Source organism: Rhizobium sp. Leaf262 (assembly GCF_001422245.1).
Lineage (GTDB): Bacteria > Pseudomonadota > Alphaproteobacteria > Rhizobiales > Rhizobiaceae > Agrobacterium.
In genome coordinates this window covers 183,998-197,411 of sequence record NZ_LMMM01000015.1, presented here as the reverse complement: position 1 = coordinate 197,411, position 13,414 = coordinate 183,998, and the positions used below count along the sequence as shown (strand labels likewise).

The 13,414-nt window shown below is 57.0% G+C and carries 11 protein-coding genes; 2 read left to right on the top strand and 9 right to left on the bottom strand.

Going from position 1 to position 13,414, the window contains the following annotated elements:
• Positions 1-5: 5 nt before the first annotated feature.
• Positions 6-1,823 carry an ABC transporter ATP-binding protein gene (locus ASF29_RS13490; RefSeq protein ID WP_062451181.1) on the bottom strand — a complete coding sequence of 606 codons (1,818 nt, stop codon included), beginning with the start codon at positions 1,821-1,823 and terminating at the stop codon, positions 6-8.
• A 508-nt stretch (positions 1,824-2,331) separates the two neighbouring features.
• Between ASF29_RS13490 and ASF29_RS13485 the strand changes: the two genes are divergently transcribed.
• Complete coding sequence (locus tag ASF29_RS13485) at positions 2,332-2,991, top strand: peroxiredoxin (RefSeq protein ID WP_062451305.1); 660 nt, start codon at positions 2,332-2,334, stop codon at positions 2,989-2,991.
• Positions 2,992-3,051: 60 nt separating this feature from the next.
• Here ASF29_RS13485 and ASF29_RS13480 read toward each other — a convergent pair whose 3' ends face one another.
• The 8 genes from ASF29_RS13480 to ASF29_RS13445 all read right to left on the bottom strand — a co-directional run bounded on the left by ASF29_RS13480 (position 3,052) and on the right by ASF29_RS13445 (position 11,479).
• Entirely contained in the window at positions 3,052-4,773 is a 1,722-nt protein-coding gene (locus ASF29_RS13480) for an ABC transporter substrate-binding protein (protein WP_062451180.1), read from the bottom strand.
• 76 nt (positions 4,774-4,849) lie between these two features.
• On the bottom strand, positions 4,850-5,131 hold the full coding sequence (locus ASF29_RS13475; protein WP_062451179.1) for a DUF2160 domain-containing protein: 282 nt from the start codon (positions 5,129-5,131) through the stop codon (positions 4,850-4,852).
• A 15-nt stretch (positions 5,132-5,146) separates the two neighbouring features.
• Positions 5,147-5,965, bottom strand: coding sequence for a carbohydrate ABC transporter permease (locus ASF29_RS13470; protein WP_062451178.1), 819 nt, complete (start codon positions 5,963-5,965; stop codon positions 5,147-5,149).
• A 14-nt stretch (positions 5,966-5,979) separates the two neighbouring features.
• A complete protein-coding gene (locus ASF29_RS13465) occupies positions 5,980-6,846 on the bottom strand; it encodes a sugar ABC transporter permease (RefSeq protein ID WP_062451177.1) in 867 nt (288 codons plus the stop codon).
• A gap of 3 nt (positions 6,847-6,849) precedes the next feature.
• A complete protein-coding gene (locus ASF29_RS13460; protein ID WP_062451176.1) occupies positions 6,850-7,920 on the bottom strand; it encodes an ABC transporter ATP-binding protein in 1,071 nt (356 codons plus the stop codon).
• A gap of 12 nt (positions 7,921-7,932) precedes the next feature.
• Positions 7,933-9,015, bottom strand: a complete 1,083-nt coding sequence (locus ASF29_RS13455) for an ABC transporter ATP-binding protein (protein ID WP_062451175.1) — start codon at positions 9,013-9,015, stop codon at positions 7,933-7,935.
• 70 nt (positions 9,016-9,085) lie between these two features.
• Positions 9,086-10,597, bottom strand: a complete 1,512-nt coding sequence (glpD, locus tag ASF29_RS13450; protein WP_062451174.1) for a glycerol-3-phosphate dehydrogenase — start codon at positions 10,595-10,597, stop codon at positions 9,086-9,088.
• A gap of 102 nt (positions 10,598-10,699) precedes the next feature.
• Positions 10,700-11,479 carry a DeoR/GlpR family DNA-binding transcription regulator gene (locus tag ASF29_RS13445; RefSeq protein ID WP_062451173.1) on the bottom strand — a complete coding sequence of 260 codons (780 nt, stop codon included), beginning with the start codon at positions 11,477-11,479 and terminating at the stop codon, positions 10,700-10,702.
• Positions 11,480-11,687: 208 nt separating this feature from the next.
• On the opposite strand from ASF29_RS13445, the gene ASF29_RS13440 reads away from it, so the two are divergent.
• Positions 11,688-13,286 carry a peptide ABC transporter substrate-binding protein gene (locus ASF29_RS13440; RefSeq protein WP_062451172.1) on the top strand — a complete coding sequence of 533 codons (1,599 nt, stop codon included), beginning with the start codon at positions 11,688-11,690 and terminating at the stop codon, positions 13,284-13,286.
• The last annotated feature ends 128 nt before the right edge of the window (positions 13,287-13,414 follow it).

Genomic DNA, 13,414 nt, shown 5'->3' with positions numbered 1-13,414 from the left:
CGCCATTATTCGGCAACATCCATGACGAGGCCTTTTGTCAGTTCCAGCGCCTGTCGCTCGAACAGGCCGCGATAGATGCCACCTTTCTTCTGGATCAGGCTGACATGCGTTCCCTCTTCGGCGATGGTGCCGTGACTGAACACCAGGAGACGGTCGAGCGAGCGGACGGTTGAGAGACGGTGTGCCACGACAAGCGTCGTGCGTCCCAGCATCAGCCGCTCCATCGCGTTCTGGATCAGCATCTCCGATTCCGAATCCAGACTGGACGTCGCCTCATCAAGGATGAGGACGGGGGCATCCGCCAGAAACGCCCGTGCGATTGCGATACGTTGACGCTCACCACCCGACAGTTTCACGCCGCGTTCGCCTACAAGCGTGCCATAGCCTTTCGGCAAAGCCGTGATGAAGCCGTGCGCGCTGGCAAGCTTCGCCGCGTTCTCGATTTCGCTCTGCGTGGCGTTCGGCCTCGCATAGGCGATGTTTTCGGCCAGCGACCGGTGAAACAGGATCGGCTCCTGCTGCACGATGGCAATCTGCTGGCGCAACGAGGCCTGCGACACCTGCGAAATATCCTGCCCGTCGATGCGGATCATGCCGTGACTGACATCATGCAGACGCTGGATCAGCTTGATGAAAGTCGTCTTGCCCGAACCGGAATGACCGACAAGTCCCACGCGCTCGCCCGGCTTGATGGTGACCGAGAAGTCCTTGTAGAGCGGCTCCAGGTGTTTGCCGTAATGGAAGCTCACCCGGTCGAACTCGATTTTGCCTTCGTCGATGACAAGCGTCTTTGCATGGGTGACATCGTCGATACCGAGCGGTTGCGAGTGGATGGAAACGAGTTCCTCCATGTCGTTCACCGACCGCTGCAAGTTGCGGATATGCATTCCGATCTCGCGCAGATAACCCTGCAGGATGAAGAAGGCCGTGAGAACGAAGGTGATATCACCCGCATTGGCTTTGCCGCTGGCCCACAGCAACAGCGCTAGCCCGACCACGCCTGCGCGCATGATGCTGAGCAAGCCTGCCTGCAATGTGCCGTTGATCGTGCCACGCGTCCATGTGCGCCGTGTCCGGTCCTGCCATTTGCCCATCACGCGCGTCAGGCGACGGTCTTCCCGCTCCTCGGCACCAAAGGCTTTCACCACGGCATTACAGGTCACCGCATCGGCCAGCGAGCCGCCCAGCTTGGTATCCCAGGCATTGGCAAGGCTTGCCATGGGCGCAACATAGCCGAGCGCCATGCACACCGTAATCACGACAAATAACAGGGAGCCGAGCCCGACGAGCAGGCCCATCATTGGCCAATACCATGTCATCAACAGGGTCGAGCCGATCAGCATGATGACCGATGGAAACAGCGCGACGAACACCGTGTCGTTCAACAGATCCAGCGCCCACATGCCGCGTGTGACCTTGCGGACCGTCGATCCGGCAAAGCTGTTGGCATGCCAGTCCGAGGAGAAGCGCTGGATGCGGTGAAACGAATCCGCCGCAATATCCGTCATCGACCGCAGTGTGAAGCTGATGATGGTCATGAAGGTGGCGTGTCGCAAAATGACGGCCAGCACGGCAAGGCCCATGAGCCAACAGAATGCGGTAAGCGCATTGTTCCAGACGGCGGGGTCGCTTGCCGTGCCGGAAACGACGGCATCCACCAGCCGCCCTGCGAACATGGGCGTCAGCACATCGGCCAGCGTTGAGAACAACACGGCGACGAGCATGAAGGCGACGCGACCGGGCTGTTTGCGCCAATGCTGCCAACAGAAACCAAAAACACTGCGAAACGCCTGACTTCGGCGTAATTTCAAACCAAAAGACATGAAGTGCATCCGGCAGACAGCCGGTCCCAAGATAGAATGAAAGACGGAATCCGCGCCGGATCGAAGCGCGAAAAGAATTTGGGGAATTAGGAAAGGGCAGGCTTAGCCAGCCGTTACGTTTCGATCTCTTGATGAAAAGAGAAGAAGGGCCTCAGCCAAAATTGGCGGACGCCACCGGGGAGTCGGAAAAATATGCCATCAAATACCTCCCTCGTTAGCGTTGGTCGTTTTCATCATAAGCAAGACGGTTCAAAAGCCAAGACCGTTTTTCGCATGACAGCCACTAAACCTGCGGCTGCGGCACAGATGTCACAGGATGCTGGTTGACACGGGGTGCGATCTTACCGGACTTCGGTGTTGCAACCCGTCATCGCAAAGTCATTATCCCCATATGGCAAAAGAAGAATTTTTTGTCCTCTTGATCGCTCGTATTCCGAATGATTATTTGGCGACATTGAAAGCCTCAAAAGAGACAATGATTGTCACTCTTTCATGCTTGGAGCCTATAATGACGTTGCGTATCAACCAGACCGCCCCTGATTTTACCGCTGATACAACCCAAGGGAAAATCAGCTTTCACGATTGGATCGGCGATAGCTGGGCAGTTCTGTTTTCTCACCCGAAGAATTTCACGCCTGTTTGCACGACCGAACTGGGTGCCATGGCAGGTCTGGACGGCGAGTTCAAAAAGCGCAATGTCAAGGTCATCGGCATTTCGGTCGATCCGGTGGAAAGTCACTCGAAGTGGAAGCAGGACATCCAGACCGCAACCGGCTTTGAAGTCGGCTATCCGCTGATCGGCGACAAGGACCTAAAGGTTGCCAAGCTTTACGACATGCTGCCGGACGATGCTGGCGAAAGCTCCGAGGGCCGCACACCCGCCGATAACGCCACCGTTCGCTCCGTCTATGTCATCGGCCCTGACAAGAAGATCAAGCTGATCCTCACCTACCCGATGACGACGGGTCGCAACTTCGATGAAATCCTGCGTACCATCGACTCCATCCAGCTGACCGCCAAACATCAGGTCGCTACGCCCGCCAACTGGAAACAGGGCGAAGACGTCATCATAACGGCGGCGGTTTCGAATGAGGATGCGATTACGCGGTTCGGTTCGTTCGATACGGTGCTGCCGTATCTGCGCAAGACGAAGCAGCCGCAAGGTTGACCCAAACAGCAGAACGCCGGGACAGTATCGTTGTCCCGGCGTTCGTTCCTTTCAGCAGACTTACTTCTGCCAGCTCTTGACCAGTTCGTCATAGTTGACGGTCATCGGCTTTTCTTTTTCGTTCGCGATCTTCAGCTGGGGTGCAAGGTTGCCCTTCGCAACGGCGTCCTTGTTCCAGTATTCAAGATCGTGCTCTTCGGCCAGCTTCGGTCCAATTTCGCCCTGAACGCCAGCGCGTTCCAGACGCTGCAAGACCTTTTCCTGTTCGGCGCAAAGCGAGTCCATCGCTTCCTGCGCGGTTTTTGCACCAGAGGACGCATCACCCACAGCCTGCCACCAAAGCTGTGCCAGCTTTGGATAGTCAGGAACGTTGGTGCCGGTTGGAGACCACTGAACGCGGGCTGGCGAACGGTAGAACTCGATCAGGCCGCCGAGATCCTTGGCGCGCTTGGTGAAGCTTTCGTGGTTGATCGAGGAGTCGCGGATAAGGGTCAGGCCGACATGGCTCTTCTTCACGTCTACGGTCTTCGATGTCACGAACTGTGCGTAGAGCCATGCAGCCTTGGCGCGGTCGTCAGGGGTGGACTTCATCAGCGTCCAGGAACCCACGTCCTGATAGCCGAGCTTCATGCCATCCTTCCAGTAAACGCCATGCGGGGAGGGGGCCATGCGCCATTTTGGCGTGCCGTCCTCGTTGACCACAGGCAGTCCCTTCTTGACCGCATCAGCTGTAAAGGCCGTGTACCAGAAAATCTGCTGGGCCACTTCACCCTGCGCCGGAACGGGGCCGGATTCGGAGAAGTTCATGCCAGCCGCTGCCGGAGGCGCATAGGCCTTCAACCAGTCGAGATATTTCTGGATGGCGTAGACGGATGCAGGTCCGTTGGTGTCGCCGCCGCGTGCAACGCAGGAGCCGACCGGCTGGGACTTTTCGTTGACCTTGATGCCCCATTCATCGACCGGCAGACCGTTCGGCAGGCCCTTGTCGCCGTTGCCAGCCATGGATAGCCAGGCATCGGTAAAGCGCCAGCCGAGCGATGGGTCTTTCTTGCCATAATCCATATGGCCGTAGACCTTCTTGCCGTTGATTTCACGACCGGTGAAGAATTCGGCAATGTCCTCATAGGCAGACCAGTTGACGGGAACGCCGAGGTCGTAACCGTACTTGGCCTTGAAGTCGGCCTTGTTCTTGTCGTCGTTGAACCAGTCATACCGGAACCAGTAAAGGTTCGCGAACTGCTGGTCGGGCAGCTGGTAGAGCTTGCCGTCAGGCGCGGTGGTGAACTTGGTGCCGATGAAGTCCTTCAGGTCGAGACCGGGATTGGTGACGTCCTTGCCTTCCTTCGCCATCCAGTCTGTGAGGTTGCGAACCTGCTGGTAGCGCCAATGTGTGCCGATGAGGTCGCTGTCGTTGACGAAGGCGTCATAGATGTTTTCGCCGGACTGCATCTGCGTCTGCAGCTTTTCCACCACGTCACCTTCGCCGATGAGGTCGTGGGTGATCTTGATGCCGGTGATTTCGGTAAAGGCCTTGGCCAGTACCTTGGACTCGTATTCATGCGTCGTCAGGGTTTCCGAAACGACCTTGATGTCCATGCCAGCAAAAGGCTTTGCAGCATCGATGAACCACTGCATTTCCTTTTCCTGATCGGCACGGCTCAGGCTCGAGAGATCGCCGATTTCCTTGTCCAGAAAGGTCTTGGCTTCATTCATTCCGGCGTTTGCCACGCCGGTCAGTGCCAGCAGCGCTGCTGCCGTCGTTGTCAAAAGATGCATTCGCATAATCATCCTCCCAAGGTTTGCGATTGCGTAGCGATAGTCCGGGCGGTCCTCCTGCCCGGTATTTCAGTCGGTTGGCCTATACGAAGCGGAACACGCCAATCGCATAGACAACCGAAAGAGCCAGTGCCCACCAGAGACCGGGGCCGACGAAGCCGAGCCATGCCAGGTGGATGAATGCGGAGCCGAGCAGCGACACGAACAGCCGGTCGCCGCGTGTCGTCTCGAAGCGTAAGATGCCGACGCGCGGATTGCCGCCGGGCGAGATATATTCCCAAACCGCCATGCCAATCAGCAGCAGCAATATGGTCAGAAAAAACAGCGCCGTCGGCAGCGTCCATGCCATCCAGGAAAAATTCATGATGCTTCTCCTTCGTTAGACGCGGCCGAGGGCAAAGCCCTTGGCGATGTAGTTTCGGACGAAATAGATGACCAGCGCGCCGGGAATGATGGTCAGCACGCCAGCAGCAGCCAGCACGCCCCAGTCCATGCCCGATGCAGAAACGGTGCGGGTCATGGTCGCGGCAATCGGCTTGGCGGCTGTTGTCGTCAGGGTTCTGGCCAGCAGCAGCTCCACCCACGAGAACATGAAGCAGAAGAAGGCCGCGACACCGATGCCGCTGGCGATCAGGGGCATGAAAATCTTCACGAAGAACCGAGGGAAGGAATAACCGTCGATATAGGCGGTCTCATCGATTTCCTTGGGAACGCCGGACATAAAGCCTTCGAGAATCCAGACCGCAAGGGGAACGTTGAACAGGCAGTGTGCAATCGCCACCGCGATATGCGTGTCGATCAGACCGAAGGCCGAGTAGAGCTGGAAGAAGGGTAGGGCGAAAACGGCAGGCGGTGCCATGCGGTTGGTCAGCAGCCAGAAGAACAGGTGCTTGTCGCCAAGGAAGCGGTAGCGCGAGAAAGCGTAAGCGGCAGGCAGCGCGGCGGCGACCGAAATCACCGTGTTCATCACCACATAGATGATGGAGTTGATGTAGCCGTTGTACCATGCCGGATCGGTGAAGATGATGGTGTAATTGCGCAGCGTCGGGTTTTGCGGCCACAGCGAAAAGGCACCGAGAATCTCGCCATTTTCCTTGAAGCTCATATTCACAAGCCAATAGATCGGCAGCAGCAGGAAGACGATGTAGATCGTCGGAATGAGGAAGGAGAAGCGGGTGATGGATTTTGAATTGCTCATGAACTTCTCCTTTCTCAAACCTGTTCATCGCTATTGGTCATGACGGTGTAGAAAATCCACGAAAGCGCAAGGATGATCAGGAAGTAGATGATCGACATCGCCGCTGCCGGACCCAGATCGAACTGGCCCACCGCCATCTTCACGAGATCAATGGACAGGAAGGTGGTGGAATTGCCGGGGCCACCGCCTGTGACGACAAAGGGTTCGGTGTAGATCATGAAGCTGTCCATGAAGCGAAGCAGAACGGCGATCAGCAGCACCCGCTTCATCTTCGGCAACTGGATGTAGCGGAACACAGACCAGCGCGATGCGCCATCGATACGGGCTGCCTGATAATAGGCGTCGGGAATAGAAACCAGACCCGCATAGCACAAGAGCACGACAAGGCTCGTCCAGTGCCACACATCCATGATGATGACGGTTGCCCAGGCATCCACCGGGTCCTGCGTGTAGTTATAATCGATGCCGATTTTCGAGAGGTAATGGCCGAGGAAGCCGATATCGACGCGACCGAACACCTGCCAGATGGTGCCGACGACGTTCCACGGAATGAGAAGCGGCAGCGCCATGAGCACGAGGCAAACCGGCACGCCGAGGCCTGTCTTCGGCATGTTGAGCGCGATGAGAATGCCGAGCGGAATCTGGATCGCCAGAATGACGAAAGAGAAAATCAGGTTGCGCATCAGCGCATCCCAGAAGCGGGGCGAATGCAGCATCTGCACGAACCAGTCGGTTCCCGCCCAGAAGAACTGGTTGTTTCCGAACGTGTCCTGAACCGAGTAGTTGACGACCGTCATCAGCGGAATGACGGCGGAAAACGCGACGAGGATCAGAACCGGGATAACCAGAAACCAAGCCTTGTTATTGACCGTTTTTTCCATGGCTCAGGCTCCCGTGCCAACGCGCCAGCTATCGGCGTAGATGCCGATGGCCTTGGGATCAAAAGTAACTCGGGGTTCTGACGGGATGTCGCCATCTTCAGGCACCACGACGGTCAGTGGATGACCGGCAAAGCTGGTACGGACAATTCTCTGGCGACCGATATCCTCCACCTTGTTGATGGTGACAGGCATGCCTTCGCGCCCAAGCGAGATGAATTCCGGGCGAATGCCGAGTTCCGTTTTCGCACCGGTTTCGACACTTGGCGCTGCGTCGAGCAGGACATGCTGATCGCCTATTTTCGCCTGCGCGCCGTCCAGTGACACGGGCATGAAGTTCATGCCTGGAGAGCCGATGAAATAACCGACGAAGGTGTGGCTTGGCCGCTCGAACAGTTCGGCAGGTGTGCCGATCTGCACGATCTGGCCGTCATACATGACGACGACCTTGTCGGCGAAGGTCATGGCTTCGGTCTGGTCGTGGGTGACATAAACCATGGTGAAGCCCGACTGGCGGTGCAGCCGCTTCAATTGCGAACGCAGCACCCACTTCATATGCGGGTCGATCACCGTCAGCGGCTCATCGAAGAGAATGGCGTTGACGTCGCTGCGCACCAACCCACGCCCCAGCGAAATCTTCTGCTTCTGGTCCGCCGTCAGGCGATGAGCCCGGCGCTTGGCCCAGGAGGAGAGGTCGATCATCTCGAGAATTTCGGTGACGCGACGATCAACATCCGTTTCTGAGACGCCCCGATTGCGCAGCGGAAAGGCCAGATTGTCGTAGACGGTCATGGTGTCATAGATGACGGGAAACTGGAACACCTGCGCGATGTTGCGCTGTTCCGTCGGCAGGTTCGTCACGTCCTTGCCATCGAACAGAATACGGCCATGGGACGGATTGATGAGGCCGGAAATGATGTTGAGCAGGGTCGTCTTGCCGCAGCCGGATGGGCCGAGCAGCGCGTAGGCACCGCCATCGCTCCACTCGTAATTCACCTCCTTCAGGGCGTAATCATTGGCCGCCTTGGCCTTGGCGTTGTAAGCGTGGCGGATGTGGTCGAGACTGATGCGTGCCATGGTCTCTTCTCCTCACGCGGCTGCTTGTTGCGGGGTTGCAAGCGAGCGGCCATTCGCATCGAATGCCATCAGATGGCGGGTATCCAGATAGATATCGATCTGTTTGTCCGGCTCGATATCGAGAATGCCGCGCGTCAGCATCACCCAGCGATTGCCGGAAAAATCGACATGGACAAAGCTTTCGGAACCGGCAATTTCGGAGATCAGCGTTTTCGCGGCCAGCTTCACTGCTCCACTATCGGTGGGTGTCGGGTAGAGGTGGTGCGGATGGAACGCCACGGTCACGGGGCCATCGGCAATGCCTGAGAGATGGGCGGGCACCGGAAAGACGTGTTCACCATTGTGTAAAAACGACGCGCCGGAGCGTGTCAGTTCGATGCTGTTGAGTGGCGGATCGGCGAATGTTCGGGCCGAGACAAGGTCTACCGGATTTCTGTAGAGATCGATGGTGCTGCCATATTGGGCGATGTGCCCCTGATGCATGGTAGCCGTGTTGCCGCCCAGAAGCAGGGCTTCGGATGGCTCGGTCGTCGCATAAACGAAGATCGCACCGGATAGCGCGAAAATCTTCGGCAGCTCTTCGCGCAGTTCCTCGCGCAGCTTGTAGTCCAGGTTGGCGAGAGGCTCGTCCAGCAACACGAGGCTCGCATTCTTGACGATGGCGCGGGCGAGCGCCGTGCGCTGCTGCTGACCACCGGAAAGGTTGAGCGGTGTGCGGTCGAGATAGGGCGTCAGCCGCAACATGTCGGCGGCGCGCCGTACTTCGCGGTCGATGGTCGCCGCATCCTTCTTGGCGATCCGCATCGGGGAGGCGATGTTTTCGTAGACGGTCAGTGCCGGGTAGTTGATGAACTGCTGGTAGACCATGGCAACGCTGCGGTCCTGCACGCGCTTGCCGGTCACGTCGGCCCCATCGAACAGCAGTTGGCCCTCGGTCGGCTTGTCCAGACCGGCCATCAGCCGCATCAGCGACGTCTTTCCAGACAGCGTCGGCCCCAGCAGCACGTTCAAAGTGCCCCGCTTGAGGGTCAGATTGGTTGGGTAGATGTGGTAATCACCACCCACCATCTTAGCGATATTGCGTAATTCCAGCATGCTGTCCCGAGGCCTCCCAACCTGCAAGGTGTCTGCTTCAATACGGTACGAGTGACCTTGCGGGTTCTCGTCAGGCGGCGATGGCCGCCATCATGTAGTCGTTCAGTGCAGCCGCTTCCTCAGATGAGAAATGCAGCCCCTGCTTGGTTCTGCGCCACAACACGTCGTCGCTGGTTCTGGCCCATTCCTGTCGCATCAGCCATTCGACTTCGCGCTCGTAAAGATCGCCTCCGAAATGCTGGCCGAGCGCCTCCATGCTCGCCGCACTCCCAAGAATGGCATTTGCTTTCGTTCCGTAGAGGCGCACAAGTCTGCGCGCCTGACGCTCGGATAGAAAGCCATACTTTGTGTTGAGCTTCTTGACTTCCGCCTCGTAGCCGGTGGCGGCGAAATCACCGCCCGGAAGCGAGCTTTTGCCGGTCCACGGCTTGCCCTTGTCGCCGATGGCTTCCGCCACCTTCTCAAGCGCATGTTCCGCCAGACGGCGATAGGTTGTGAGCTTGCCGCCGAAAACGTTGAGCAAGGGCGCTTCGCCGGACGCGTTCTCCAGCTTCAGAACGTAATCGCGCGTGGCTTCCTGCGCGCTGGATGCGCCGTCGTCAAACAGCGGGCGGACTGCCGAATAGGTCCAGACGATATCGTCCTTCGTCACTGGCTCGGCGAAATATTCGCTGGCGGCATTGCACAGATAATCCGTCTCCTCGCCGCTGATCTTAACATCGGCGGGGTCGCCCTGATAATCCCGATCCGTCGTGCCGATCAGGGTGAAGTCAGTCTCGTAAGGGATAGCGAAAATGATGCGGTTGTCGGGGTTCTGGAAGAAATAGGCGCGGGGATCGGTGAACTTCTTTTTCACGATGATGTGGCTGCCCTGAACCAGGCGCACATTGTGCACCTGATTTTTGCCCGCTGCATTGGACAGAACCTTGTCCACCCATGGACCGGAGGCGTTGACCAGCATCCGCGCCTGAACGGTCTTGACGGTGCCTGTCGCGTTGTCCTTGACGTCTACATTCCAAAGCCCGCCTTCGCGACGAACAGAAACAACCTTCGCGCGGCTCATGATGTCCGCGCCACGGTCGGCGGCGTCCCGCGCGTTCAGCACCACCAGACGCGCATCGTCCACCCAACCGTCCGAATACTCGAAAGCCTTGGTGAAGAGCGGCTTCAGTGGTTTTCCAGCGGGATCGCGGCGCATGTCGAGAGATTTGGTAGCAGGCAACAGCTTACGGCCGCCCAAATGGTCGTAAAGGAAAAGCCCAAGCCTGATCAGCCATGCCGGGCGAATACCACCCTTGTGGAACGGCAGAACGAAGCGCATCGGCCATATGATGTGCGGGGCCATGGCCCACAGCACTTCGCGCTCCATCAGCGCTTCGCGGACCAGCCGGAACTCGTAATGTTCGAGATAGCGAAGACCGCCGTGGATAAGCTTGGTTGCGCCAGACGAGGTGCCGGAGGCGAAATCGTTCATCTCGGCCAGGGTCACGGAATAGCCGCGACCGGCAGCATCACGCGCGATTCCGCACCCGTTGATGCCGCCACCGATCACGAAAATATCGCGGACCGCCTGCTCACTCACTGCCGTCTCCCTGACGCGACATTCTGCCGCTTATTCTTTGAATTCGAAATTACAGGGAATTAAAATGAAAACAAAACGAATGTCAAACGAATGTTAATCGGTTTAGTCCTTCGGCTTACCGTTTTCCGTTTCCACCAGCCGAACGCCGTTTTCCCGGCATATGGTTTTCACGGATGGCAGCGGGCAGTGATCGGTGATGAAGGTATGAATCTGTGAGAGATGACCGATCCTGACCGGTGCCGTGCGGTCGAACTTGCTGGAGTCCGAAACCAGAATCACGTGCCGGGCATTGGCCATGATGGCTTGCGCGACTTTCACCTCGCGAAAATCGTAATCGAGCAGCGCGCCATCCCGGTCGATGGCCGATACACCGATGACGGCGTAATCCACTTTGAACTGTCGAATGAAATCAACTGCGGCCTCGCCGACGATTCCGCCATCCGTGCCGCGGACGACACCGCCAGCAATGACGACTTCGATGCCCGGGAAAATCCGCAAGCGATTGGCAACATTGATGTTATTGGTAATAACCATCAATTCGCCGTGGTCAATCAGCGCGTCTCCGACCGCTTCTGTTGTGGTGCCGATGTTGATGAAAAGCGAGGACCTGTCAGGGATAAGATTTGCCGCCGCCCGGCCTATCGCCTGCTTTTCCGAAGCCGCAATGGAGCGCCTGGCCTCGTATCTTACGTTTTCGGTGCTGCTGGGAAAGATCGCGCCGCCATGAATGCGCGTCAGCGCGCGGGCTTCGCACAGGTCGTTCAGGTCTTTTCGGATCGTCTGTGCCGTAACGGAAAAGCGGGTCGCCAAATCATCGACAATGACCTTGCCTTCGGACTTCGCGAGTTCGATGATTTCCAATTGGCGTGTCGTGAAAAACATGAATTCCTTACCCGGAGTCGCCGCATCGATTTTCGTTTTATTTCATTTCATTAAAAAGCGAAAGTGCGAAGGTGCTTTTGTGACGTTCGTTTTCCACAAGGACGACCTGTAAAGCAGCTAAATTGTCCGTCCGATAAATATTGGGGTTGCGCCTTTGCACGATTTGTCCTTGTTTGCGGTCTCTCACAATTTATGGGGAAATAAAAAAATGAATTCTATAAAAACAACAACGCGGGCAGCACTTTTGCTGGGCTCGCTTCTGATTGGCGCCAGTTCAGCTCTTGCAGAAACCGTTCTTCATCGTGGCAATGCGGGCGAGCCGCAGACCCTCGACCAGGCCCAGACCTCGATCAATATCGAAGCATTTATCGTCAAGGATCTCTACGAAGGCCTGACGATTTACGATGCAGCGGGCAAGATCGTTCCCGGTACAGCCGAGAGCTGGACCGTTTCGGATGACGGTACCGTCTACACGTTCAAGCTTCGCGCTGATGCGAAGTGGTCGGACGGTACGCCAGTAACCGCCGAGGACTTCGTGTTCTCTTACCAGCGTGTCGAAGACCCCAAGACTGCGGCAAAATATGCCAACATTCTTTACCCCATCAAGAATGCAGAAAAAATCAACAAGGGCGAAGCCAGGATCGAAGAACTTGGCGTAAAGGCCGTGGATGAAAAGACACTGGAAATCACGCTCGAGCGTGCGACGCCATTCTTCCTCGAGCTGCTGGCTCACCAGACCGCGCTGCCTGTTTCCAAGGCCAGCGTGGAAAAGAACGGTGCAGACTTCGTAAAGCCCGGCGTCATGGTGTCTAACGGCGCATACAAGCTTGAGGCTCACGTTCCCAACGATAGCCTGACCGTGGTCAAGAACACCAATTTCTGGGATGCGGCCAATACCAAGATCGACAAGGTTATCTTCTATCCGGTCGACGATCAGGCGGCGTCTGTCCGCCGCTTCGAAGCGAAGGAAATGGACCTCGCTTATAACTTCTCGGCGGATCAGCTGGAGCGCCTGCGCAAGGCTTACGGTGACGAAGTTCGTGTTTCGCCAACGCTTGCAACATATTATTACACGTTCGACACACGCGAAGCTCCATATGATGACGTGCGTGTCCGTCGCGCGCTTTCCATGGCCGTAGACCGCGATTTCCTTGCCAAGGAAATCTATAGCGGTTCGCAGCTTCCGTCATACTCCATGGTTCCCCCAGGCATGGCCAACTATGGCGAGCCTGCCAAAGCGGACTTTGCGAGCATGTCCCAGTTGGACCGCGAAGACGAAGCCGTCAAGCTGATGAAGGAAGCGGGCTACGGTGAAGGCGGTAAGCAGCTTTCCGTTGAAATCCGCTATAATACCAACCCCAACCATGAACGTGTGGCCACGGCCGTTGCCGATATGTGGAAAACCACGTTCGGTGCCAAGGTATCGCTCGTCAATCTCGACGTTGCTTCGCACTACGGCTACCTGCAGGAAGGCGGCAAGTTCAATGTTGCTCGTGCTGGCTGGGTTGCCGACTATGCGGATGCGGAAAACTTCCTCAATCTTTCTGTTTCGACAAACAAGACCTTCAACTACTCGAAATTCAACAATCCTGAATTCGATGCTCTGATGAAGAAGTCGTACGAGGAGAAGGACGAGGCTGCCCGCTCGAAAATCCTTCATGAAGCTGAAACTATTCTCATGAAGGAGCAGCCGGTTGCGCCGTTCCTGACACAGGCCGATCTCTGGCTGGTGTCAAAGCGTGTGAAGGGCTGGGAAGACAATGCAGCCAATGAACACCTCAGCCGCTTCCTGAGCGTTTCCGAATAAGCAGTGCTGCCACGGTCGTTCTAGAGCATGTCGCGCAAGAGCCTGGAGCTTTTGCGCGACATGATCCGTAGAACGCGTTAAAGTCTCGTCGCAAATGAATGTTGCGAAGTGCTTTAGCCACCGTGCCA

Bases quoted from the DNA above. Each gene is read 5' to 3' on its own strand.
- ASF29_RS13490 (WP_062451181.1), bottom strand. From the start codon at position 1,823: ATGTCTTTTGGTTTGAAATTACGCCGAAGTCAGGCGTTTCGCAGTGTT.
- ASF29_RS13475 (WP_062451179.1), bottom strand. From the start codon at position 5,131: ATGAATTTTTCCTGGATGGCATGGACGCTGCCGACGGCGCTGTTTTTT.
- ASF29_RS13485 (WP_062451305.1), top strand. From the start codon at position 2,332: ATGACGTTGCGTATCAACCAGACCGCCCCTGATTTTACCGCTGATACA.
- ASF29_RS13465 (WP_062451177.1), bottom strand. From the start codon at position 6,846: ATGGAAAAAACGGTCAATAACAAGGCTTGGTTTCTGGTTATCCCGGTT.
- ASF29_RS13470 (WP_062451178.1), bottom strand. From the start codon at position 5,965: ATGAGCAATTCAAAATCCATCACCCGCTTCTCCTTCCTCATTCCGACG.
- ASF29_RS13460 (WP_062451176.1), bottom strand. From the start codon at position 7,920: ATGGCACGCATCAGTCTCGACCACATCCGCCACGCTTACAACGCCAAG.
- ASF29_RS13445 (WP_062451173.1), bottom strand. From the start codon at position 11,479: ATGTTTTTCACGACACGCCAATTGGAAATCATCGAACTCGCGAAGTCC.
- ASF29_RS13480 (WP_062451180.1), bottom strand. From the start codon at position 4,773: ATGCGAATGCATCTTTTGACAACGACGGCAGCAGCGCTGCTGGCACTG.
- ASF29_RS13440 (WP_062451172.1), top strand. From the start codon at position 11,688: ATGAATTCTATAAAAACAACAACGCGGGCAGCACTTTTGCTGGGCTCG.
- ASF29_RS13455 (WP_062451175.1), bottom strand. From the start codon at position 9,015: ATGCTGGAATTACGCAATATCGCTAAGATGGTGGGTGGTGATTACCAC.